29 protein-coding genes are annotated in these 20151 nt (G+C 70.7%); 14 read left to right on the forward strand and 15 right to left on the reverse strand.

The genetic code is table 11. The annotated features are described in order from the left end of the window. Positions 1-114: 114 nt before the first annotated feature. Positions 115-1014: a LysR family transcriptional regulator gene (locus ACWD4A_RS06595; RefSeq protein WP_451190218.1), complete on the forward strand. Its 900-nt coding sequence runs from the start codon at positions 115-117 to the stop codon at positions 1012-1014. Here ACWD4A_RS06595 and ACWD4A_RS06600 read toward each other — a convergent pair. The 4 genes from ACWD4A_RS06600 to ACWD4A_RS06615 are packed head-to-tail and all read right to left on the reverse strand — an operon-like array spanning position 916 to position 3831. Continuing rightward, positions 916-1998, reverse strand: a complete 1083-nt coding sequence (locus ACWD4A_RS06600; RefSeq protein ID WP_451190219.1) for a serine hydrolase domain-containing protein — start codon at positions 1996-1998, stop codon at positions 916-918. The genes ACWD4A_RS06595 and ACWD4A_RS06600 overlap by 99 nt on opposite strands. After that, positions 1995-2912 carry a DUF6895 family protein gene (locus ACWD4A_RS06605; RefSeq protein ID WP_451190221.1) on the reverse strand — a complete coding sequence of 306 codons (918 nt, stop codon included), beginning with the start codon at positions 2910-2912 and terminating at the stop codon, positions 1995-1997. Before ACWD4A_RS06605 ends, ACWD4A_RS06600 begins: the two co-directional genes overlap by 4 nt. Continuing rightward, the gene (locus ACWD4A_RS06610) at positions 2909-3652 is read right to left on the reverse strand and encodes a hypothetical protein (RefSeq protein WP_451190223.1); all 744 of its coding nucleotides are present in this window, start codon (positions 3650-3652) and stop codon (positions 2909-2911) included. The genes ACWD4A_RS06605 and ACWD4A_RS06610 overlap by 4 nt, the downstream gene beginning before the upstream one ends. Continuing rightward, positions 3649-3831, reverse strand: a complete 183-nt coding sequence (locus tag ACWD4A_RS06615) for a hypothetical protein (RefSeq protein WP_451190225.1) — start codon at positions 3829-3831, stop codon at positions 3649-3651. Before ACWD4A_RS06615 ends, ACWD4A_RS06610 begins: the two co-directional genes overlap by 4 nt. A gap of 340 nt (positions 3832-4171) precedes the next feature. On the opposite strand from ACWD4A_RS06615, the gene ACWD4A_RS06620 reads away from it, so the two are divergent. Beyond that, positions 4172-5380: a cytochrome P450 gene (locus ACWD4A_RS06620; protein ID WP_451190227.1), complete on the forward strand. Its 1209-nt coding sequence runs from the start codon at positions 4172-4174 to the stop codon at positions 5378-5380. A 10-nt stretch (positions 5381-5390) separates the two neighbouring features. Then, complete coding sequence (locus tag ACWD4A_RS06625) at positions 5391-6485, forward strand: type III polyketide synthase (protein ID WP_451190230.1); 1095 nt, start codon at positions 5391-5393, stop codon at positions 6483-6485. Between the two features lie 333 nt (positions 6486-6818). Here ACWD4A_RS06625 and ACWD4A_RS06630 read toward each other — a convergent pair whose 3' ends face one another. After that, positions 6819-7847, reverse strand: coding sequence for a rod shape-determining protein (locus ACWD4A_RS06630; RefSeq protein ID WP_451190232.1), 1029 nt, complete (start codon positions 7845-7847; stop codon positions 6819-6821). A 638-nt stretch (positions 7848-8485) separates the two neighbouring features. On the opposite strand from ACWD4A_RS06630, the gene ACWD4A_RS06635 reads away from it, so the two are divergent. Further along, complete coding sequence (locus ACWD4A_RS06635; protein ID WP_451190234.1) at positions 8486-8806, forward strand: UBP-type zinc finger domain-containing protein; 321 nt, start codon at positions 8486-8488, stop codon at positions 8804-8806. Here ACWD4A_RS06635 and ACWD4A_RS06640 read toward each other — a convergent pair. The 4 genes from ACWD4A_RS06640 to ACWD4A_RS06655 are packed head-to-tail and all read right to left on the reverse strand — an operon-like array spanning position 8773 to position 11481. Continuing rightward, positions 8773-9225 carry a lasso peptide biosynthesis B2 protein gene (locus ACWD4A_RS06640; RefSeq protein WP_451190236.1) on the reverse strand — a complete coding sequence of 151 codons (453 nt, stop codon included), beginning with the start codon at positions 9223-9225 and terminating at the stop codon, positions 8773-8775. The genes ACWD4A_RS06635 and ACWD4A_RS06640 overlap by 34 nt on opposite strands. After that, positions 9222-9482, reverse strand: coding sequence for a lasso peptide biosynthesis PqqD family chaperone (locus ACWD4A_RS06645; RefSeq protein ID WP_451190239.1), 261 nt, complete (start codon positions 9480-9482; stop codon positions 9222-9224). The genes ACWD4A_RS06640 and ACWD4A_RS06645 overlap by 4 nt, the downstream gene beginning before the upstream one ends. Next, positions 9479-11320 carry an asparagine synthase-related protein gene (locus tag ACWD4A_RS06650; RefSeq protein ID WP_451190241.1) on the reverse strand — a complete coding sequence of 614 codons (1842 nt, stop codon included), beginning with the start codon at positions 11318-11320 and terminating at the stop codon, positions 9479-9481. The genes ACWD4A_RS06645 and ACWD4A_RS06650 overlap by 4 nt, the downstream gene beginning before the upstream one ends. A gap of 8 nt (positions 11321-11328) precedes the next feature. Continuing rightward, on the reverse strand, positions 11329-11481 hold the full coding sequence (locus ACWD4A_RS06655; protein WP_451190243.1) for a lasso RiPP family leader peptide-containing protein: 153 nt from the start codon (positions 11479-11481) through the stop codon (positions 11329-11331). A 435-nt stretch (positions 11482-11916) separates the two neighbouring features. Here ACWD4A_RS06655 and ACWD4A_RS06660 point away from each other — a divergent pair, with 435 nt between their 5' ends. The 6 genes from ACWD4A_RS06660 (at position 11917) to ACWD4A_RS06685 (ending at position 15701) form a co-directional block, all read left to right on the forward strand. Then, positions 11917-12213, forward strand: a complete 297-nt coding sequence (locus ACWD4A_RS06660; RefSeq protein WP_451190245.1) for a response regulator transcription factor — start codon at positions 11917-11919, stop codon at positions 12211-12213. 62 nt (positions 12214-12275) lie between these two features. Continuing rightward, positions 12276-12608 carry a hypothetical protein gene (locus tag ACWD4A_RS06665; protein WP_451190247.1) on the forward strand — a complete coding sequence of 111 codons (333 nt, stop codon included), beginning with the start codon at positions 12276-12278 and terminating at the stop codon, positions 12606-12608. Positions 12609-12712: 104 nt separating this feature from the next. Further along, entirely contained in the window at positions 12713-13429 is a 717-nt protein-coding gene (locus ACWD4A_RS06670) for an ABC transporter ATP-binding protein (RefSeq protein WP_451190249.1), read from the forward strand. Positions 13430-13449: 20 nt separating this feature from the next. Beyond that, on the forward strand, positions 13450-14994 hold the full coding sequence (locus ACWD4A_RS06675) for a hypothetical protein (protein ID WP_451190251.1): 1545 nt from the start codon (positions 13450-13452) through the stop codon (positions 14992-14994). Then, a complete protein-coding gene (locus ACWD4A_RS06680; protein ID WP_451190253.1) occupies positions 14909-15208 on the forward strand; it encodes a hypothetical protein in 300 nt (99 codons plus the stop codon). The genes ACWD4A_RS06675 and ACWD4A_RS06680 overlap by 86 nt, the downstream gene beginning before the upstream one ends. Next, positions 15177-15701 (forward strand): hypothetical protein, encoded by a 525-nt coding sequence (locus ACWD4A_RS06685; protein WP_451190256.1) that lies wholly within the window; start codon positions 15177-15179, stop codon positions 15699-15701. The genes ACWD4A_RS06680 and ACWD4A_RS06685 overlap by 32 nt, the downstream gene beginning before the upstream one ends. Here the strand turns inward: ACWD4A_RS06685 and ACWD4A_RS06690 are convergent. Beyond that, positions 15690-16094: a hypothetical protein gene (locus ACWD4A_RS06690; protein ID WP_451190259.1), complete on the reverse strand. Its 405-nt coding sequence runs from the start codon at positions 16092-16094 to the stop codon at positions 15690-15692. The genes ACWD4A_RS06685 and ACWD4A_RS06690 overlap by 12 nt on opposite strands. A gap of 170 nt (positions 16095-16264) precedes the next feature. Between ACWD4A_RS06690 and ACWD4A_RS06695 the strand changes: the two genes are divergently transcribed. Both ACWD4A_RS06695 and ACWD4A_RS06700 read left to right on the forward strand, forming a co-directional pair. Further along, the gene (locus tag ACWD4A_RS06695; protein WP_451190409.1) at positions 16265-16519 is read left to right on the forward strand and encodes a GntR family transcriptional regulator; all 255 of its coding nucleotides are present in this window, start codon (positions 16265-16267) and stop codon (positions 16517-16519) included. Between the two features lie 33 nt (positions 16520-16552). After that, on the forward strand, positions 16553-16840 hold the full coding sequence (locus ACWD4A_RS06700) for a GntR family transcriptional regulator (protein WP_451190262.1): 288 nt from the start codon (positions 16553-16555) through the stop codon (positions 16838-16840). 101 nt (positions 16841-16941) lie between these two features. On the opposite strand, the gene ACWD4A_RS06705 is transcribed toward ACWD4A_RS06700, so the two are convergent. Then, positions 16942-17592, reverse strand: a complete 651-nt coding sequence (locus ACWD4A_RS06705; protein ID WP_451190265.1) for a maltokinase N-terminal cap-like domain-containing protein — start codon at positions 17590-17592, stop codon at positions 16942-16944. A gap of 139 nt (positions 17593-17731) precedes the next feature. On the opposite strand from ACWD4A_RS06705, the gene ACWD4A_RS06710 reads away from it, so the two are divergent. Then, entirely contained in the window at positions 17732-18466 is a 735-nt protein-coding gene (locus tag ACWD4A_RS06710) for a hypothetical protein (protein ID WP_451190267.1), read from the forward strand. Here ACWD4A_RS06710 and ACWD4A_RS06715 read toward each other — a convergent pair. The 4 genes from ACWD4A_RS06715 to rpmB all read right to left on the reverse strand — a co-directional run bounded on the left by ACWD4A_RS06715 (position 18463) and on the right by rpmB (position 19933). Next, the gene (locus tag ACWD4A_RS06715; RefSeq protein WP_451190269.1) at positions 18463-18711 is read right to left on the reverse strand and encodes a hypothetical protein; all 249 of its coding nucleotides are present in this window, start codon (positions 18709-18711) and stop codon (positions 18463-18465) included. The two genes, ACWD4A_RS06710 and ACWD4A_RS06715, sit on opposite strands and share 4 nt — an antisense overlap. A gap of 85 nt (positions 18712-18796) precedes the next feature. Further along, positions 18797-19300 carry an alkyl sulfatase dimerization domain-containing protein gene (locus tag ACWD4A_RS06720; protein ID WP_451190272.1) on the reverse strand — a complete coding sequence of 168 codons (504 nt, stop codon included), beginning with the start codon at positions 19298-19300 and terminating at the stop codon, positions 18797-18799. Between the two features lie 91 nt (positions 19301-19391). Next, entirely contained in the window at positions 19392-19697 is a 306-nt protein-coding gene (rpsN, locus tag ACWD4A_RS06725) for a 30S ribosomal protein S14 (RefSeq protein WP_451190275.1), read from the reverse strand. Continuing rightward, a complete protein-coding gene (gene rpmB, locus ACWD4A_RS06730; protein WP_451190277.1) occupies positions 19697-19933 on the reverse strand; it encodes a 50S ribosomal protein L28 in 237 nt (78 codons plus the stop codon). The genes rpsN and rpmB overlap by 1 nt, the downstream gene beginning before the upstream one ends. A gap of 49 nt (positions 19934-19982) precedes the next feature. Here rpmB and rpmG point away from each other — a divergent pair, with 49 nt between their 5' ends. Further along, entirely contained in the window at positions 19983-20147 is a 165-nt protein-coding gene (gene rpmG, locus ACWD4A_RS06735; RefSeq protein WP_399935596.1) for a 50S ribosomal protein L33, read from the forward strand. The last annotated feature ends 4 nt before the right edge of the window (positions 20148-20151 follow it).

Genomic DNA, 20151 nt, shown 5'->3' on the forward strand with positions numbered 1-20151 from the left:
AAGCCGCGGACAGGTTGCCGCCGTTCGCACCGATCATGGCGGCCGGTCTGCAGTCAAGTCAATCCTAAGGGTTGACTCGATCCCTCCAAGAGGAAGCTTGGGTAGCCTGATTCCATGACGCTTGATGACCTGAAGGTGTTCGTCGCGGTCTGCGAGGCGCGCAACCTCAGTGCGGTGGCCCGGGACATGAATTGCAGTCAGTCCGCGGTCAGCCAGCACGTGCGGCGCCTGGAGAAGGAGGTCGGCATGCCCTTGATGGAGCGTCAGCCACGCGGGGTGGTACCCACCCCGGCGGGCCGCATTCTCCAGCGGGCCGCCTCCGACGGGCTCACCGCGCTCGCCGAAGGGCTCCGGCAGCTGGAGGAGCTGCGCACCGGCCGGGGCGGCGGGGTCGTCATCGCCACCGGCGCCACCTCCATCCGCAATCTGATGGGCCCGGCCATCAAGGACTTCAGCCGCGCCTGTCCGGACGTGGGCCTGGAGTTCCACACCGAGCGGTCCAGCCGCCGCTGTCTCGACGTGCTCCGCACCGGCTCGGTCGACCTGGCCTGGGTGACCGTCACCCCCGACGCGGACGCGCAGGGTGTCGAGCAGCGGCCGGTCGTCGGCCTGGAGTGGGTGCTGGCCGTACGGCCCGAGGACCCACTCGCCCAGGAGACCGAGCTCAGCGCCGAGGACCTGGCGCGCACCCGCCTCATCCGCCCGCCGGCCGGGACCAGTTCGGGCCGCCAGGTGGAGAACTACCTGGACGCGCACGGCCTCCCGCCGCGCGCCACGACCACCCGGGCCACCGACTGGGACACCGCGCTGCTCCTCGCCGGGCTGGGGCTCGGGCACGCGCTGATCCCCGCGGTCCCGGCGCTGGTCGGCCAGCCCGGTGACGGGGTGCGGCTGATCCCCGTCACCGGCATCCCGTCACTGGAGGTCGGCTGGGCCGCCCGCCAGTGGTCGGCGCTCTCGCCCTCCGCCCGGGAGTTCGCCGACACGGTCACCCGGCACGTCGCCGGGGGCTGACCCGTCCAGGGCGCACAGCGTCCCGTAGGCCGCCTGGATGAAGGGTGCCAGTGGGGTGGGGGCCGTGTCCGCCAGGGCCGCGAGGGCGATCCCGGAACCGGGCAGGAAACCGGCGAAGGCCGTGAACCCCCGGGTGCCGCCGCAGTGGTGGAGCAGTGGACGGCCCTGCCGGGGGCGGAGGTTCCAGACCAGGCAGAGGCGGTGGCCCGTACGGGGCAGGGCCAGCCGGGGGCGCTGCACGTCGGCCAGGGCGGCGCGCAGGCTCGGCGGCCCGGCCCGTTCCGGCGCGAGCAGGGCCGACAGGCAGCGGAGCAGGTCGCGTGCGCTGGAGCGCAGGGCGCCCGCCGCGGGCAGTCCGGGGATCAGCCAGGGCGGCCGGGGCCTGCCGCGCCAGTGCCCGACGGCCTGCGGGCGATACGGGTCGCAGTCGGTGTCCGCCAGCCCGAGCGGTGCCAGGACGCGCTCGGCGAGCAGCTCCGCGTAGTCGCCGCCCGCGGCGCGGGCCAGGACGTGCCCCAGCAGGCCCACGCCGTAGTTGGAGTAACGCACCCGGGCGCCGGGCCGGTGGTGCAGCCGGGTGCGGGGGAGCGCGGCCAGCAGGTCCGCGGGGGAGAAGGCCGCGTACGGATTGCTGAACCAGGCCGCGCGCGCCTCCCGGCCGAGCAGCCCCGGCGGCAGGCGCGGCAGCCCGGACGTGTGCGTGGCCAGGTGCAGCAGGGTGATCGACGGGCCCGGTACGGCGCACGGCAGATAGCGGTCCACGGGGTCGTCGTAGCGCACCTCCCCCCGGGCGGCCAGTTCGGCGAGCAGCAGCGCCGTGAACGTCTTGGTCAGGGAGCCCACTTCGAACCGGGTGTCCGGCTCGGCGGGCCCCCGGCACAGCACCACGCGCTCCTCACCGCGCATCGCCGCGACGGCCACGGCCCGCGCGCCGTCGGCGGCGCCCAGGAGGGGCGCCATGAGGCTGTCGAGCGCCGCGTTCACGGCTCGCGCGCCGCTCGCGCGAGCGCGATGGAGCCCGCGACGGCGGTGACGACGACGGTGTGCTGATGATCCTTGAAGCGCTGTTCCGGATCGTCGTCGACGGGGTCGCCGTCCCGGGGGACGAAGCCGTCCTCGTGCTGCAGGGCGGCGATGATCTCCCAGTCCTCGGGCACGCAGTAGGGCTCTTCCAGCGAGGCGCCGACGATCATCAACTCGGCGACCAGGTCCCAGTGTTCGACCTCGCGCCAGATGTCGATCCACACCGGCAGCCAGGTCCGCAGGTACGCGGCGATCGCGGCGGGGAGCCCCTGCGGGCGTCCGCCCCAGTCGGTGAGGTGGAAGACCGCGTGGGTCATCTCGTACCCGGTGAACCAGTTGATGGCCCAGGGCTCGGGGGTGGCTCCCAGCCAGGTGGCGGCGGCGAGCGCGGACCAGTCCACGTCCCGGTCGAGCCCGGCGATCCGTGCGGCGTTGGCGACGGCGAGCCGGCGGTTGGGCAGCAGTTCCACGCCGCCCACCGAGCGCAGCCGCGCGTGGTGGGCCAGCAGCCGGTCGAGGTCCGCGTGGCGGTAGCCGCAGCGGACGAAGGGCGCGTACGTCTCCAGCGGATCGGTCATCAGGGTGTGCCGGAGCTGCCGCTCGTAGAGCAGGTCGCCACGGCGGAACTGCTGCCAGACGTAGTCCATCAGGCTCTGCGCGGCGGCCAGTTGACCGGGCCCGGCGACACCGTCGCGCAGGATGAGGGAGGCGGCGAGGCTGGTCTCCCCGAGAGGCTTGTAGACGCTGTTGGGTTCGGCGATCGTCTCCGTGGTGCCTTCCGGGAACGCGCCGTAGGTGCGGTTGGCGTGCAGCCAGGACAGGGCCCGGTCGGTCATGCTCCGGGCTGCCGCCGTCACCGGTCCGGGAACCGTCATGCCCCTACCTCCTGCGTGCCCTCGGTGAGCCGGTCTTCCAGCAGATGGCGTGCGACGGCCAGGTCCAGCGCCGTACGCGGGCTCTCGCCGCCCAGCAACCGCACGTGCTCCAGGGCGAGCAGCGGGTCCAGGGGCAGGTCGACGCCCTCGTGGTCGAGCCACGCCAGCCAGCGGATGAGCCGCACCGCCGTGGGGAAGTCGCGGCGCAGTACGGAGCGGGTGACGCCGCGGCTCAGCGGCAGGGCTCCGTCGCGTGCCGCCTCGTGCACCGGCCCGTCCAGGCCGGGTTGGGCCAGCGTCGCCAGCTGGGCCATGCGCACGGACCAGCGCTGCCAGTCGGCCGTGTCGGCGAGGGCGTCGTCGCCCTCGGGCTGCGCGGCGGCCACGCGCGGGCCGCCGTTCCCGCCGACCCGGGCCAGGAGCTGGGCCGTCGCCCAGTCCCGCCAGGCGGCGGTCCGTTCGTCGGCGGGCGCCGTCGGCCCGGTGGCCGCCGGCGGGAACGCCTCGAAGGAACGGGCCACGGCGGCCGCGTCCTCGGCGTGGAAGGGGGCGCCCGTCAGGACGTACGGGGAGAAGGTGTCCGCGCCGATCACCCGGATCGCGGCGAGGGCCGCGAGGGCGTCGGGCGCGCTGTCGATGTGCCGGGCGACCAGCGCCGTGTCCTCAGCGCCGCGCAGGGCGCTGAGGACACGGATCGCCAGGTCATCGGCCGCCGCGGCGAAGTCCGCCCGGGAGCTCACTTGCCCTTCGGCTCCCTCGGCTCCTTGGGGGAGAGGAGAAGTCCCAGGAGCAGGAACCCTCCTGCTTCGGGGGCGGGGAGCGGTGCGTCACTGACCGTGGCTTCCGGTTCCACCATCAGGTCTGCGATCGCGACGGCCTCGGTGGGGGTTGCGATGAGTCGGGTTTCTTGAGCGAGCATCAGCGTCTCCTTGCAGAGAAATGTCATCACTTGTCCAGTGATGCCGCATTTGAGTCTGTGGGGAGGTCAAAGGGTCCGCAACTTGAACGCAAGCGCGGAAGGCAAACGGGTGGTGGACCCCGGCCCCGGGCCGCCGTGGGCACAACAGGGGGCAAACAGGAAGGCGCGAAGTAAAGAGGAAAAAGATGGCGGAGAGGGGGATGTTGCCGGTGATTCCTCTAAAAATCCATCGTCCGGGTGAATCGTGGAGGCTTGTGTGTGGCGGGCTTGCCGTTGCGGCATGGTCTGAAAATAGGCTGGCGCGCCATCGGCGGGGCCCTGGGCAAGAGGGAGTGCTGCGATGACCGATTCGGACTCCGTACGAACCTGTCCCTTCCGTCACGACGAGGCTCTGGAACCCGATCCATTCATGAGCCGGATGCTGAAGGAGGCACCCGTCACGCGGGTGCAGATGCCGTACGGCGAAGGCACCTGCTGGTTGGTGACGCGGTACGACTACGTGCAGACGGTCACCTCGGACAAGCGGTTCAGCCGGGCCGCCCTGATCGGGAAGGACTTCCCGCGCATCACCCCGGCGCCGATCGTCCAGTCGGAGGCCATCAACGTGATGGACCCGCCCGACCTCAACCGGGTCCGCAAGATCATCGTGAAGGCGTTCACCACCAAGCAGGTCGAGGAGCAGCGCCCCAAGACCCAGCGCAGGGTGGACATGCTGCTGGACGGCATGGTCGAGCACGGCGCCCCCGCAGATGTCGCCGACCACCTCTCGGGCCGGCTGCCGCTGATGACCATCTGCGACCTGCTGGCCATCCCCCAGGAGGACCAGAAGCAGATCCGGCAGTGGGCGATGGCCATGATGTCCATGGCCGCCGCCGACAAGGAGTCGGCGACGGAGGCCAAGCTGGGCCTGCGGGGATACTTCGGCAAGCTCAGCAAGGAGCGGCGCGCCAACCCCGGGGACGACCTCGTCAGTTCACTCGCCATCGCCCGCGTCGGCGACGAGATGCTCGACGAGGACGAGCTGGCCGTGCTCGCCATGCTCCTCGTGGTCACCGGCCACGACACCACCACCTACGACATCAGCAACGTCATCTACACCCTGCTGACCCACCCGGACCACCTCGCCGATCTGCGCTCCAGGCCCGAGGTCCTTCCGCAGGCCCTTGAGGAGCTGCTGCGCTTCATCCCGTTCCGGCAGGGCGTCGGCATTCCCCGGATCGCCCTGGAGGACGTCGACTTCGACGGGGTGACCATCAAGGCGGGCGACACGGTCCATGTGTCGTACCTGACCGCCAATCGCGACGAGCGCATCTACGACCACCCCGATGAGCTGGACTTCGACCGCAAGGATCCGGCCGTCCACATGGCGTTCGGCTACGGCAGCCACCACTGCCTGGGATCCCACATGGCCCGCATGGTGCTCCAGGTCTCCATCGGCACACTGCTCAACCGGTTCCCCGAACTGCGGCTGGCCGTACCGGCGGAGGAGGTGAAGTGGAACACCACCTCGATCTGGCGCTATCCACTCGCCCTGCCGGTCGCCTGGTAAGGAGCGGATCATGGCAACTCTGTGCAGACCGGCCATCGCCGTTCCCGAGTACATCATCACCCGGGAACAGACCCTGGAACTCGCACGCACGCTGCACGCCGACCACCCCCAACTGGGGCTCGCCCTGCGGCTGATCGGCAACACCGGCGTGCAGACGCGGCACCTGGTGCAGCCGATCGAGGACACCCTCAAACACCCCGGCTTCACCGCCCGCAACGCCCTCTACGAGATCGAGGCCAAGGCGCGGGTGCCCGAGGTGATCCGGCGCGCGCTGGACCACGCCGAGATGACCACCCGCGAGATCGACCTGATCGTCTACGTCTCGTGCACCGGCTTCATGATGCCTTCGATGACCGCCTGGATCATCAACACGATGGACTTCCGGTCGGAGACCCGGCAGCTGCCGATCGCGCAACTCGGCTGCGCCGCCGGAGGCGCAGCCATCAACCGCGCGCACGACTTCTGCACCGCTTACCCACGGTCCAATGTGCTGATCGTCGCCTGCGAGTTCTGCTCGCTCTGCTACCAGCCGACGGACCTCGGCGTCGGCAATCTCCTGTCCAACGGCCTCTTCGGCGACGCCCTCGCGGCGGCGGTGGTGCGCGGCGAGGGCGGTTCCGGGGTCCGGCTGGAGCGCAACGGCTCCCACCTGGTGCCCGACACCGAGGACTGGATCTCGTACGGCGTCCGGGACACCGGCTTCCACTTCATGCTCGACAAGCGGGTGCCCGGCACCATGGCCATGCTCGCGCCCGCCATGCGGGCCATGGCGGAGCCCTACGACTGGGACATGTCCGGGCTCGACTGGTACATCGTCCACGCGGGTGGTCCGCGCATCCTCGACGACCTCTGCAAATACCTCAACCTGCCCGAGGAGATGTTCCGTTACAGCAGGGCCACGCTCACCGAGCGGGGCAACATCGCCAGTGCGGTCATCTTCGACGCGCTGGAGAGGCTGTTCCAGGACGGCGGGGCGGAGCACGAGGCGCGGGGGGTGATCGCGGGCTTCGGCCCGGGGATCACGGCGGAGATCGCTTTGGGCACGTGGTCTGCTGCCGCAGCGGTGACCGATATGGCCGACCCGGCCCGACTCCCGGCCGCCTGAGGCGGTCCCCTGGCTGCGGGTCCGTTGCCGCCTGCGGCGGTGGCGGCCTGCGGCCGCGTCCTCAATCTCCCCCAGCTACCGCTGGGAGGTGCCCCCAGGACGGGCTGGATTTGCCGGCTGTGGCGTTGAGTCTGCGGGCCGGGCCCGCAGGTTCGCTGCTCACGGTCCGCGAAATCCAGCCCGTCCGGCGTTTGAGGACACCGCGCGTCAGCGCGGTCGGGGGTCTGGGGGTCTCCCCCTCACGCGGCGGAGCCGCACATCGACACTGCGGGAAGGGGCGGGGTGGGAAAGGCCCGCCGCAGGCGCGAACCGGCCTGCGGCCGACGGCCGGAATCAGTTGCTGAGGAGGTCGAGGTGCATCGGGCGCACCTTTCCCTCGATCATCGCGCCGAGCCCCATCACGCTGCACAGATCGGGATGTTCGGCGATCCGCACGGTCATGCCCGTGGCGTCCGCGATCATCCGGTCCAGGCCCGGCAGCACCGCGCTGCCGCCGGCGAGCATCACGCCGGCCTCGGCGAGGTCGGCGACCAGGTCCGGCGGGCATTCGCGCAGCACGCGCCCGATGGCGTCGAGCACGCCGGTCAGCGGGGTGTTGATGGCCTCCCGGACGTCCATGGTGTTGACCATGACCGTGCGGGAGAGGCCGGTGGCCACATCGCGGCCGCGTACCTCCGCGCCCTCCTCCATGGGGTCCGCGCACAGCGCGCGCTGGAGCGGCTGCAGGCTCTGTGTGGGCAGCATCAGCTCGTGCCTGCTCCGCAGGTGCTGGACCACGGCGTAGTCGATGGCGTCGCCGCCCACGTGCACCTTCTCCGCCGCCACGATCGACCCCAGGGACAACACGGCGACCTGCGTCGACGCCGCACCGGCGATCACGACCATCGTCGCCTCGGGCTGCTCGACGGGCAGCCCGCTGCCGACCGCCGCCGCGATGAGCGTGTCGACCAGCTCGACCCGGCGGGCGCCCAGGCCGGCGAGCGTCTCGACGGCGGCCCGCTGGGCGAGCGGCTCGGCGTCGTACGGCAGGCAGACCGCCGCGCGCAGCAGCGGCTTGCGCCGCCAGGCCCGCCGGATCTTGTCGCTGACGAGGAAGCGGAGCATGCGCTGTGCCATGTCGATGTCGACGACCGTGCCGCCGGAGATGGGCCGTACGACGCGGATGTGGTCGGGCGTGCGGCCCGCCATGCCCTCGGCGAGGGCGCCGACCGCGATCAGCGAGCCGGTGTGCGTGTTGACGGCGGCGATGCTCGGCTCGTCCACGATCAGTCCGGTGTCCCGGACGTAGACGCGGGTGCGGGCGGCGCCGAGGTCGACGGCGACGGTGCAGCGGCGGAGCTGTTCGAGGTTGTGGAGGGTCACGGCGGGTTCCTCCCGGGAGGGGGCGGGTGGGGGTCCACGCGTCCATCGTGGAGCGGCCCGCTCGGCCGCACCCTTCTGAACTGCGCCGCATGGCTGACGTGACGTCAGCCCCCACCACCCGTCCGGGCGAGCGGTGTCGCCTGGCGGCGGGCCTTGTCCCCTACCTGTCCCTTCCGAAACCGGGGCTGCGCCCCGGACCCCGCAACACGGCTTCGCCGCGTTGTCCTCAATCGCCGGACGGGCTGGTTTTGCGGACCGTGGGTTTTTGGCCTGCGCCCGCAGGCTGTGGACTACGCCCGCGCAATCCAGCCCGTCCGGCGATTGAGGACGCGGCCGCAGGCCGCTCCCGCCGCAGGCGGCGAACGACCCGCAGTCGGGGGTCCGGGGTACGAGCACCGGTTTCGGGAAGGGGCGGGGCTGGGGAAAGGCCCGCCGCAGGCGTACACGGCCGCGTCATGCCCGTCCGGCACAAGGACCAGGCGGAGACGGACACCCCCGTCGCCCGTCTCCGCCCGCCTCACTCCGTGAGTCTGCCAGCAGGGTCTGACAACGCCCCCGACCCCGACCCGGCCCACGCGTCAGCGCAAACGCGCGTCAGCGCAAGTGCGTCCCACCCCCACCCGCCCTATGTTGGGCACATGAGCGAAGCGGACTGGCAAGTCGCCGCCGACGTCGAGGGCCGCCCCACCCGGCGGGGCTGTTCCCATTTGGGTGAGGTCCGCGACGTGACACCCAGTACGACGGAGGGCTGCGAGGACTGCCTGCGCATCGGCAGTACCTGGTTGCACCTGCGCGAGTGTCTGGTCTGCGGTCATGTCGGCTGCTGCGACAGTTCCCCGAACCGGCACGCCAGTGCCCACGCCCGTACCGAACCGGGCCACGTCCTCGCCCGGTCCTTCGAGCCGGGCGAGGACTGGGCCTGGTGCTACGCGGACGAACTTCTGCTGCTGCCGCGCTGACGGCGCTGACGCCCCGCCGGGTACGACACCCACAGGATGGGCGTGAAGTATCCCTCCGGGTACGGCTCCCCGACGGGGGCTCCCACGGCCTCCACCCACGCATGGGAGCGGAACGGCCGAGTCCGCACCCCCGTGCACCAGGTGGCCCACACCCCGCTCATCCGGCACAGCAGCACCACCGCCAGCGACCGCTGCAGACAGCCGTGCTCCATGGCGCAGCGCGCGCTCGCGGAGGTGACGGCCTCCCGGGCCGCCAGCGCCTGCTCGGCGCTCGCCGGGCCCGTGACCCCCAGCCGTACGAGGCGGAGCAGCTGCCGGATCCGCCCCGGCGGCAGCGCCGCGAGCAACCGGGCGGCGACCACGGCCGCCCTGACGGAACGCCGGTTCACCTGTGCCGCGCGGCCCGGCGGCGCGCTCACGGTTTCACCAGCCGTGCGCCGCGCAGTGAGACGACCAGCGTCGAGACGTCCTCCTCGGCCTGCCCGGTGGGCAGGCTCGGATGCTGTTGCCGCAGGTGGCGGGCGGCTTCGGACAGGGTGGCGCCTCGCAGGAGCAGGTTGAGGACGAGCGTGCCGGTGGCGTTGAGCTGCCAATAGCGGCCGGTGCGCTCGTCGAGCAGGATCGTGCCGTCGTCGACGGCCGCGGTGCTGATCGTGTCGCGCAGACTGACGGTCATGGTGCTCTCCCGGATGGCGGGGCGGCGGGGGCGTGATCGATGCGGCGCAGGGAGTGCAGCCACGTCTCACAGGCCAGCGTCTGGGACAGGTGGGTGACGATGTGCGGCGTGGGGTGCGGGATGAGCAGTGCGTCCCGCAGCACCGCGGTGTCGATCAGCCCCATCCCCGCCAGGAGCGAGCCGTCGAAGAGCTCCAGGAGCTCGGCGCGGTGCCGGTGGAGGGCGATGTAGAAGTCGGTGCTGTAGTCGCCCTTGGACGTACGGGTCAGCAGGGTGGCCGGGACGATCTCCCGCATCGCCGCGGTGAGCAGCGGCTTGTACGCGGTGGGGCCGGCGCGCTCGTGCAGGCGTGCGGACAGGGCGGCGGCCAGCACCGGATCGTCCAGGCAGGGCGCGGCCAGCGGCAGCCCGGCCCGGGTGGTGGCCTGGTCGAGCCTGCGGACGGTGACGCCCGCCGTGCGGGCGTACTGCACGGCGTCGTGCTGGGCGCGGTGCGGCGCCAGTGGTCCGGGGGTGTCGGCGACGGCCTCGCGCAGCAGGCCCCGGGCGCTCCGCACGGCGTCCTGGGTCGCCCAGGGCGGCATCCGCAGCGGTGGACCCCAGGCCATGGTCGGCGCGGTGAACGTGACGGGTGACGCGTCCATCTCCTCGGCGGCCAGGGCCAGCCACTCCGCGTACGTGGAGCGGTCGGCGAGGGCGCGCAGCAGCGGGCGGAGCGGCTGCCGCATCCGGAGGCGGTGGGTGCGGACATGGGCCGGGGCCTTGAACGGGTGGTCGCGGGCCAGGTCGTGGAGGTAGCGGGGGGTGACGGAGAACAGCTCGTCGCCGCCGTGCCCGGCCAGGTGCAGCCGGGAGCCCGCCGCGCCCATCCGCCGGGCGAGGTCGGCCAGCCGGGCGGCGTCGCGCACCCACGCGCCCGGCTCCTCCAGCGCCGGGTGCGGGCCGCCCGCCCCGGCGAACCACAGCGGTGCCCCGTCCTGGCCCACCGAGTGGTGCTCCGCGTCCGGCAGTTCGGCCCGGACCCGCTCCGCCCAGACCGCGTCGCTGTTGACCGGGTCCGCGCCCTGCCGGTGGGTGGTGACCAGCCGGGCCGGGCCGCGCGCCGCCAGGAAGCACAGGCTCGTGGAGTCCAGACCGCCCGACAGGTCGGCGCTGACCGTGCCGCCGCCCGCCGTGCAGGAATCCACGGCCGCCGCCAGCGCCACCCGCAGCGCCCCCGCCGCCTCGGCGAGCGGGACCACCGGATCGGGCGCCGTCCACCAGCGCCGGACCGCCGCCCGCCCGTCGGGCTCGATGACCAGACAGTGGTCGGGGGGCACGGCCATGACGCCGTGCCAGATGCTCCTCCCCTCCACCGGGTGCACCGCGCCCGCGGGCAGCAGCCGTGTCACCAGCACCCGTTCGTCCACCGACGCGTGGATCGCGGTGGCCAGCACATCGCAGCGGCCCGACGCGACCGTCGCCTCGCCGACCGGCGCGGAGAACACCCGCCGGACCCCCGAGGCGCTCCCGCGGACCCGCACCCGCCCGCCGACCGACGCGATCAGATGGAAGCTGCCGGCCAGGGCCTCCGCGATCCCCTCGACCTGTGCGAGGTCGTCCACATGGCTCACCAGAGCCGCGAGTTCGACGGCGGTGACCGGGCAGCGCCCGATCACCGCCACCCTCGCCCTGCCCGTACGGGCGACCGTCACCCGGCCGTCGGGCCAGTGCCCGAGCAGCCACGGGCGGCCCGAACCGTGGGCGACGATCCGGTCGGCCCGCGGCCGCAGCAGGCACACCGCTGCCAGGGCCGCCGGGCCGTCCGGCAGGACGACGAACCACTCCTCACTCGGCATGGTCGGTGCTAACTCACGTACCAGAGCTGGCCTTCGCCGCCCTCCTCCAATCTGCTCCCCTCGATCCACCCGAGCGTCAGCCCGGCGAAGTCCCCCACCTCGACGAGTGCCGGAGGCTCGTACACATCTCCGGGTTCGTTGGGCTCCTTGAGATCGGTCATCGCTCGTCCCCTCCCGAAACGCGACTTCCTGTCACTCAGCGTATCGGCTCGTGGCGCTCCGTGAGGGTCGCACTTGGGGTGCGCACCCGCGCGCGGGCTCGCGCCGAGCGCGCGTTCCGGGGCGGGCGCGGGGTCGGAGTGCGGCGCGGCGCGGAGGTGCCGACTGCGGCCGCCGTCGCCGCCCGGTGGAATTCCGCTATTGAGATGCGGTAGTTGAACCTGAGATAAAACTGCGGATCGGGTGGCGGCGTCAACGCGCCTGTGCGGCATGGGAATCGAGTGCCCAAGGCAACGAACGGAGTTTACATTTTCTTGACCCCTCCGTTTGATCATGACTATGGTGACAGCCGCGATCGACGGTGCCGGCCGAGCCGCACGGATCGCGTTGAGTTGAACGGGTGCGGGCAAGTTGCCGCGCTAACGGGGAGATTGAGATTGAGACTGCAATCGGACAGAGACAGTCGTCGCGAAGAGGCCCATGTCTGCGGTGCGCCGCCATGGGTGCGGGACGCGGACCTGTCTCTTTTGACCGCGCGCGAACGTGAAGTCCTCTTTGCGCTGGGTGACTGCCTGTCGAACGCCACCATAGCGGGCCGCTGGTTCGTGGCGGAGCGGACGGTCAAGAAGCATGTCACCAATGTCTTCACCAAACTGGAAATCTCCTCGCGGGCGGAAGCGGCCGTCATAGCGACATACAGGAAATGCGCCCAGCGGTGCCCCTCAGGACACTAGTCCCCTTTCCGAAGGCGTGAAATCTTCTCCTGGTCAACATCAACCACAGGGGAGAACAAAAAGTGTCTGCGTCAACTCTGGTACGGGAAACCGAAATCGCCGCCGAGCCGGTGGCGGCGAAGGCCGTCACCGCGTACACGTCCGCGTCGATCGGCGCGTACGTGGCGGCGACCACGGCGCCCGCGCGCGCCATCGCGTCGATCAAGGCGAAGGTCGACAAGGGGCTCGTCCGCTACGACGCCTGGTTCCTGATATTCGTCGCCGTCATCCTCGGCCTGGGCGCCACCATCTATGCCGGACTGGTGGTCTGGTGTGTGGTGAAGCAGAACAAGAAGTTCACCGGCTCGTGGTCCTTCAAGGACTACGGCCTGAAGGTCAGCGCCGAATGCAGGTAGCCGTCTGACGGCTGAGCTTGTGAGGTGCGCAGGAAGCCCCCGATGGCACCCGGGCTTCCTGCGCACCGCCCTGATCGACGGACTCGGTAAAGGACCAACGCGAAGTGTCTCTCCTGAATGTCAACGACGTCAGCTACTCCTATGACGGAATTGTCAACGTCCTGCTGGACGTGTCCTTCACGGTCGAGGAAGGCACGATCGTCGGTCTCGTCGGCCCCAACGGATCCGGCAAGTCCACGCTGATCAAGAACGTCTTCGATCTCGTACGCCTGCAGTCCGGGTCCATCCGGATCGGAGGCCATGAGCACGCCCGGCCCGAGGCGAAGCGGCTGAGCATGTACCTGTCCAGCAATGACTATCTTCCCGAGTTCCTCACCGCCCGCGAATACCTCTCCATGATGGGCAGACTGTTCGGCCTCGATGTCGACCACGACGAAGCCGTCGGCCTGTTCCGCAAGTTCGCCATGGACGGCCGCTACGACGACCTCATCGAGGACTATTCGCACGGCATGCGCAAAAAGACGCAGCTGGTGTCCGCGCTCGTCATCCGGCCCCCGCTGACCGTCATCGACGAAACCCTCAACGGCATCGACCTCGAAGCGCTGCACCTCGCCGAGAAGGAATTCAGGCGGGTCCGCGACGAGGGCCGCTCGATCCTGCTGTGCACACACGACTTCGCCGTACTGGAGCGCCTGGCCGACAGGACTCTCTTCCTCGACCTGGGGCACGTGGTGTACGACGAGCCGACGAAGGATCTGGTCGAAGAACACGGATCACTGGCCGCCATGGTGTTCGACTACCTCGAAACGTCCCAGCGGTGAAGGCGGTTGCGAAGCCGGTTGTGAGGCCGGTTGCGAAGGCGGTACGGCTGAGGCAGTCCGCGGTCCTGGCCCGGATGCTCCTCGTCTTCTTCCGTCGCCGGGTACTGCGGGCGGGAGCCCTGAAATCCGCCTCGGTCAGAGTGTTCGTCGCCGTGGCGGCCGTGCTGCTCCTGGGCACCATGTGCACCGCCTCCTACTTCTTCCTGCGCCCCATGGCCGACGAAGCGGCCGTGTGGCGGCTGCTGTTCGACACCTCGACGGTGTCCCTCCTGCTGTGGGTGCAGATCGCGTTCCTGTTGGTGAAGGTGCTGTTCATCAACGCCGAGGGGATGCTCCGGCTCAGCTACCAGCTACCGGTCACCAACCGGGAGCGCTCCACGGCGTTCCTGATGTACGAAGCGGCGATGACCGCCGTCGTGGCCGCCGCCGGCCTCGTCTCCCTCGTCGTGAGCGCGCTGATCCTCCTCGGCCCGTCCGCCGTCGGCCACATCGCCGCCTCGATCGTCCTCCCGACCGTCCTGACGTACCTGACGCTGTCCGTCCTGTACCAGCTGCTGACCCGGCTGTGGATGCTCATAGGGCTGAGCCGGATGGCAGGCGTCCTCAACGTGCTCGCCCTGTTCGCGGTGCTGGCGTACTACACCGCGCGGATGACGCCGATGATCCGGGACTTCTCCGGCGCGTACCTGAGCAAGCGGACCGAGTACACGTGGGTCACGTCCGTTTCCTGGCTCTGGAACGAACACGGGCCCTGGACGGCCCTGGCCGCCGTGACGGCATTGTCGGCCGTGCTCGTGGCCCTGGTCTTCGCGCTCGCCCCCAACCAGCACGTACGTCAGTCCCGTTACCTGAAGCTCCCCGGCAGCGTGCGGCTGCGAGGCGTTCTCGGGCCCTACGACTGGTGTCTGCTGCGCAGCGCGCAGACCGTGGCCGCCGTGGCCATGGCACTGGCCCTGTTCGCCTATCTGCTGCTGGCCAAGCCCTCGGTGAACCCCCTGTGGGGCCTCGCCACCCTGTCCTTCGGCGGCCTGTACCAGTTCACCGCCACACAGCAGTTGCGGGTGCTGCCCGGCGCGCGGGAACCGGCCTGGCGGGTCTACGTACGGCTCATCAGGGCGCAGCTGGTCCTGCTCGTCGTGTTCGCCGTACCCGCGTTCGCGGTCACGCTCGCGGTCCAGCCGGGCCGGCTCCTCTCCAGCGGGGTGGCGCTGGCGTCCTGCCTGGGCGGGGCGGTCATGACGACGTGCATCAGCATCGTGTTCCCGGCGGAGAAGGACAACCCGTTCTCCGTGTTCCTGGGGCTGTCCGTCGTCTTCGTCGTCGCGGGCGTGTCATTGATCGGGCTGGGCCTGCTCAGTCCCCCGCCCTGGGCGGTGCCGGTCTGCTTCGCCGGGGCGGCCGCCGCGTTCGTCTGGTACGCGGTGCAAGGAATCCACACAAGTGAGTCGAGGAGAAGGAATGTTCAAGGCACGGTCGGTCATGACGTCCGCCATAGGGGCCGCGCTGCTGACGCTGGGCACCGTGGCGGTGGTCCTGCTCACCCTCATGTTCTCGACGGGCACTGACGAGGTCGTCGAACGGAAGGCGTTCTTCGGGTCGTTGATCTTCGAAACGGTGAAGAAGGACGACGGAGCGCTGGGCATCACCACCGGCGTCGAGAACCCGGTCCCGATCGTCGTCCTGTTCCTCCTGCTCACCGTCTTCCTGACGATGATCCAGGTCAGCTACCGGGGGTTGAAGCAGCGCCGTGAGCAGCTCCTCGACGCGTCCGGCAGCTGACCTGAAGGTCCGCGTCGTCGCCTGGGCGGTGGCCGCCCAGGTGTGGCCACTGCTGGCGTTCATCGGCGTCCTCCAGGCCGCGGCCCTGGCCTGGATGGCGCGTTCCGGTGACCCCGTACCGGCCGCTATGGCGTGGGCGCTGCTGGCCAAGCCGGCCACCTTGGGTCTGGTGCTCCCGTTCGCCCTGCACGAGTCGGCACACGTCCTCGCCCTCAAACGCGTCCGCACGGTCACGCACATCACGATCGAGCGGACGGCGTGGCGCACGTCGGTGCTCCCGCGAGGGACCATGACCGCACGGCAGACGGCCGCGGTGGCCCTGGCCGGGCCGTCCGCCTGCGTCGCGGTGGGCGCCCTCCTGTGGCTCTCCGGCCTCGACCGGCCCCTGTCCTGGTGGTACCTCGCGCACGTCGTGTTCCTGCTGCCGCCCTTCGGCGACGGCCGGGCCCTGTGGCACAGCCTCCGGGCCCTCAGGACGACCTCATCTGCCTGAGCTGCTCGCGGAATTGGCCGCCTTCAGCTTGGCGCTGAGCAGTTCCGCGTCGGTGGCGGGTCGGGTGTCGCCGGGGTCGACGTCCCACTCACGGCCACCGAGCGGCGGCCGCAGCTGGAGGTAGAGCCCCTCGTCGCCCATGACCTGGCCGACCCGGTTGGTCCGGAGATCGATGACGAACGCGCCGACGCGGGGGAGGGGGTCGTGGGTGCAGCAGGTGCAGGAGGCGAGCGGTGAACTGGGCCTGATCTCGATCCCGCGGGCGGTGGCCCAGGCGTGCACGCCGCAGGCGTGGCGCGGTGGCTCGGCGGGCGCGGGGGAGTCCTGCCGGGGCGTGCGGCGCGTGAACAGTGCCCTTACTCGGGCGAGGAGGTCGGCGATACGGTGCTGCATGTCATCAGCTCCTGGTGTTGCTGGTGGCCATGCCCCCGGACCGGTCGCACGGTCGCGGGGGTCTTCCATGGGTGTTCACCATACGGAGCAGTGCTGCACCTGTCTATAGCCTGATATAGCCCTAGGTATCTATGTTCGACTGGGCGGTCATACGTACAGTTCCACGCGTGATGGAGTTCGACCCGACTCAGCCCAAGTGGACGCAGATCGCGGAAGTGATCCGGCGGCGCATCGCCAGCGGCGAATATCCGCTGAGGCACCTGATCTCCGAGACCAAGCTGGAGCAGGAGTTCGGTGTCGCGCGCGTGACCGTCCGCAAGGTCACCGCCGCCCTCCGCGCGGAGGGCCTCATCGTCACAACGCCCGGCATGGGTTCCTTCGTAGCCGCTCAGCCGCCGCAGGCGGACGGTTCCGCCGACTCCTGACAATGGCGAAGCCGCCGCGCTAAGTTGCTGCGCATGGCAGATGCGCAGGGTCCGCCGCCCGTTGTCGACCCGACGAAGGTCGCGTACGTCTACATGCAGGTCGCGGATCATGTGGCCGCTCGGATCGAGGCAGGGGTTCTGCGCCTAGGCGCGCGCCTGCCAGGGGAGCGGGACTTGGCCGCGGAATGCGGCGTCGCTGTCGGAACGGTCCGCCGGGCCGTTCAAGAACTGCGGGAGCGTGGACTTCTGGTCACCCTCCCGGCCAAAGGCACTTTCGTGGCCGCTCAGCCGCCGCAGGCGGACGGTTCAGCCGACTCCTGACCTATCCCGGCGCGACCGCCGGGTACCGCGCCCCGAAGGGGCGCGGGGAACTGCGCGACCAGCCACGACGGCCCGCAGTCGAATAACCGTCGGCGGAGCGCTCAGCTCCCGGACCCACCCCGCAGCACCGCGAACAGCCCCTCCGCCCCCGTACCGTCCGGCAGTTGCCAGGCACCGCCGACATGGCCGATGGCACCCTCCGGGAGGAGAGCCGGGGTGGGTTCCAAGACGCGCCGCAGGCGGAGCGTCGCGCCCGGCGCGACGGACAGGGCGGTGCCCTCCTGGTCATCGGTAGCCATGAAGTCCGCGGCGGCGAAGCCGCCCCCGGTGCAGGAGCGGACGACGTCCGGGTCCGGGGTGTCGTCGACACTCTGCATCTGGGCCTCGGCCCGGCCCTCGATCAGGGCGAGCAACTGGCCGACCAGCACCGGGTCGTGGCAGCCGTCGTAGACCCAGCGCTTCCCCAGCACTCCGTGCTCCAGCGTGCCGATGAGGGCGTGCTCCGCTCCGGCCAGCGCGGTGCCGCGATAGGTGCACGGCACCAGATAGGTGACCGCGTCCGCGCCCGACGTGTCGGTGACCGCCATGAACTCGATCCCGACCTCCCCCTCCGGATCGTCCAGCCGGAAACCGCCTGCCTTGGCCAACTCCGGCCCGCCCTCGCCACCGCGGTACCACGGCCGGGACGGGAGCCAGGCGGTGAGCAGTTCGAGTTTTGTCGGCTTGAGAGTGGTGCTGTGGATGACGGCCATGCCGAGGGCTCTCTTCCGGTGAGGCGAGGTGAGGTGAGGTGAGCGAGCGAAAAAAGACCCTCCTACCTTCCCACCCGCATGGCATCATTCCGATCTTCGACCGGTGTGATCCCGTCGGAGTAATCGAGAGGGGCCCGCCATGGCTTCTGTCACCGACGCCCGGCTCGGGGCGGCGCTGGACCGGATACGCGAGGTCTTCGGCGGAATGGCCACCCACCCCGAGGAATCGAATTGCGAGTGCCATTGGGGCGGCCCCGAGGAGGTCGCGCTGCTCAGGACCCCGGATGCGCCGCTCGATCCCGATCTGCTGTACCGGACATGGCACGACGTGGGCTGGCGGGACGACGCGGCCCTGGTCCGGCGCCTGCTTCCGCAGGTTGCCGAAGTGCTGGTCGAGGGATGGGAGAAGGGCCTGGACTGGAGCGGCTTGCCGTTCTGGCGTGCCAAGTGGCGCGACTGGCCGGGAGAACAGGCCGACGCCGTCCGTGAATTCCTGCACGCGTGGTGGGCGCACACTCTGGAAACGGACACCCCGCCCTATCCGGCTCACGAAGTATTCGATATGTGCGCGACGGCTTCCGGAACCGTGACCCCCTGGCTCGCGCAATGGGAGGTGTGCCAGGACCCCGTCGCCGACCGGCACTTGCTCGAAGTGGTCGAGTGCTGGATCTACGACCTGGGGGGCGACAAACTGCCCAACAGCTGGTGGTGCTGGGACGACAACGCGACCGCAGTCGCACACGAAATGAACACCTGGCTCGCCCACCACGCCGTCCCCCGGCTGTCCGCACAGAACGCCGACCCGGACCTGGTACAGCGGGTGCGCAGGCTCGGGCTGCCTCTTGAGCTCCGCTGGGACGAGAACGTGAGCTAGCGCCGCCGCCGGTCGTCGAACCTCGGGCAGACACAGGCGACTTCCCCGCACAGGTGGTGCGGTCGTACGTCACGCCGTGGCGGTGGCGCTATCGCCTCCTGCGCCACCAGCCACGACGCGTAGGAGGCGGGCGGCTCGATGTACGGGGAGCTCGTCCTGCACGCCGTGCAGGACCAGCGGCCGAAGATGCCCCGGGCGTCCCGGCCGCAGTTGGTGCAGGTGTGTTCGGTGATCTCGGGGAGCATCAGGGCCTCTGCTTCGCCGGAGGTATCTGCGGGCAGCGGCAATGGTATTGACCGTGCCGCACCCGTACCGTTCACCCGACGCGCGTCACCGTCCCGCGACGTCCTCCGGGCGTACCGGCCGCGGCGCCACGATCTGGAACACCGGGTCGCCCGGCGTCAGATAGCCCAGGACGACGTCCGGCGTGTCGGGCCGGTCGCCGCTGATCTGGATGGCGCCGGCCTCCACCGCCTCGTCGAAGTTGCGCTTGAGGAGATGGCCGTCCAGGACGAGGTTCTCCAGGGTCATGCTGCGGACGAGGTCCTTCGCGCCGTGCGAGACGGGCCTCTGGGCGTGGCCCTCGCGGAGCTCCTTCGCCCCGGTGAGGAAGAAGTTGCGCCAGGTGCCGTTCTCGGTGCCGTAGCCGAGCTGGGTGAGGGCCTGGACCTGGAGGCCGGTGGCGCTCTGCAAGGTGTCGCCGGTGATCTCGAAGCCGGGATCGCCCGCCGCGAAGATCACGTGGTTGAGCAGCTCGACCACCCATCGGTACTCGGGGTTGCGGTCGTCGTACGCGCGCCGGGCGATGCGGACGACCTCCTCGGGGCCGCCCATCGCGCGGAGTGCGGGCCGCTTCCGGATCGGAGTTCGCCTTGGTGAAGGCCCCGGGCGGGCTCCGTCGAGCCCGCCCGTACGGCCCCGCCCGCTACCAGCTCGACTTCCGCACCCCCGGCAGGAACCCCGCGTGCGCCTGCTGCCGCAGGTTCACCCGGGAGAGGCCGAAGCGGCCCACGTAGCCGCGCGGGCGGCCGTCCACCGCGTCGCGGTTGCGGACGCGCGTCGCGCTCGCGTCCCGTGGCTGGCGCCGGAGTTCGCGGGCGGCGGCCGCCCGCTCGGACTCCGGGCGGCGCGGGTCGCGGACGACCGCCTTGAGAACGGCCCGGCGGGCCGCATAGCGCGCGACCGTCAGCCGCCGCGCCTCGTTCTTCGCGACCTTGCTCTTCTTCGCCATCAGACCTTCCCTCCCCGCGCCCGGATGCGGGCCACGGCGGCCTCGATGCCGATGCTGTCGACCGTCCTGATCCCCTTCGCGCTGAGCCGCAGCCGCACATGGCGGCCCTCGCTGGGGAGCCAGTAGCGCTTGGACTGGATGTTGGGGTCGAAGCGGCGGGCGGTGCGCCGGTGGGAGTGCGAGACGGAGTTGCCGAACCCCGGCTTGCGGCCGGTCAGCTGGCAGTGGGCGGACATGGCGTCGACCTCCTAATGAAAATGGAAACCATTTCTGTATAGTAGCCCCATGGCCCGCAACGAGCTACGCCCCGTGATCAAGCTCCGGTCCACCGCCGGAACGGGATACACGTACGTCACCCGCAAGAACCGCCGTAACGACCCCGACCGCATGGAACTGCGCAAGTACGACCCCGTCGTCGGCCGCCACGTCGTCTTCCGAGAGGAGCGCTGACCCA

It is taken from the genome of Streptomyces sp. NPDC002537 (assembly GCF_053594975.1).